A 748-nucleotide genomic window follows, 5' to 3' on the forward strand; every position below is an offset into this window, starting at 1 on the left:
CATACAAACAGTGCTGGAAAACCTTTTATTTACGAAGGCATGACAATCACTGAAAAGCAAGCAGAAGAACTTCTTTGCCAAGACTTAAGACAATTTGAAAATGCCGTTGAACGCGCTGTTACAGTTTCATTAACAGATGAACAGTTCGCGGCGTTAGTGTCATTTTGCTATAATGTAGGAACAACAGCCTTTTGTAACTCGACACTGTTAAAAAAGCTCAATCAAGGTGAATATGAAGCTGTCCCTGCAGAGCTACAGAAATGGACCAAAGCAGGCGGGAAGCGTCTTGAAGGTCTAGCACACCGGCGTGCGGCAGAAACAGGCTTATGGGCAAAAGGGGCTTATGTTTCCTCCAATTATCAAACAGTAGAAACGCAAGCACCAACGGGGGTTTTCAAAGCAGAAGCACTTGCACCGATTATTGGTTCTTTTTCTGGGCTTGGAGGCTTATTAGCAGGAAATGGACCAATCCAATGGGCTTTGGCCACCATTATGGTTTTAGCCGCATGTGCTGGTATTTTCTTTGTTGCTAAACGCTTTCAGGAGCACCGCCTATGATCTTATGGATGAAAAGAAATCTGATGCTAACAGGTGCGGCTTTAGCCGCTTTTTTTATTGCATTAGCTAGAGCCTTTACTCTTGGTAAAAAGAGTGAACAACAAAAGCAAACAGAAAAAGCTTTAAAAGCAGCCACAACACGTCTGGAGGTGGAAAGTGAAGTTAATCAAAAAAGTGATGCTGATGTGCG

General features: G+C 43.0%; 2 protein-coding genes. Both read left to right on the forward strand.

Annotated features, from left to right (window positions below):
* Positions 1–558 (forward strand): lysozyme (locus ACFIJP_RS09440; protein ID WP_375627159.1); only part of this gene is annotated, 558 nt, incomplete at its 5' end.
* Positions 555–748, forward strand: a 194-nt coding sequence (locus ACFIJP_RS09445) for a hypothetical protein (protein ID WP_375627160.1), incomplete at its 3' end; no start/stop codon positions are given. The genes ACFIJP_RS09440 and ACFIJP_RS09445, both read left to right, overlap by 4 nt.

Origin of the sequence: Bartonella sp. MU37NMGALS, assembly GCF_042194015.1 — a bacterium.
Taxonomy (GTDB): domain Bacteria; phylum Pseudomonadota; class Alphaproteobacteria; order Rhizobiales; family Rhizobiaceae; genus Bartonella; species Bartonella grahamii.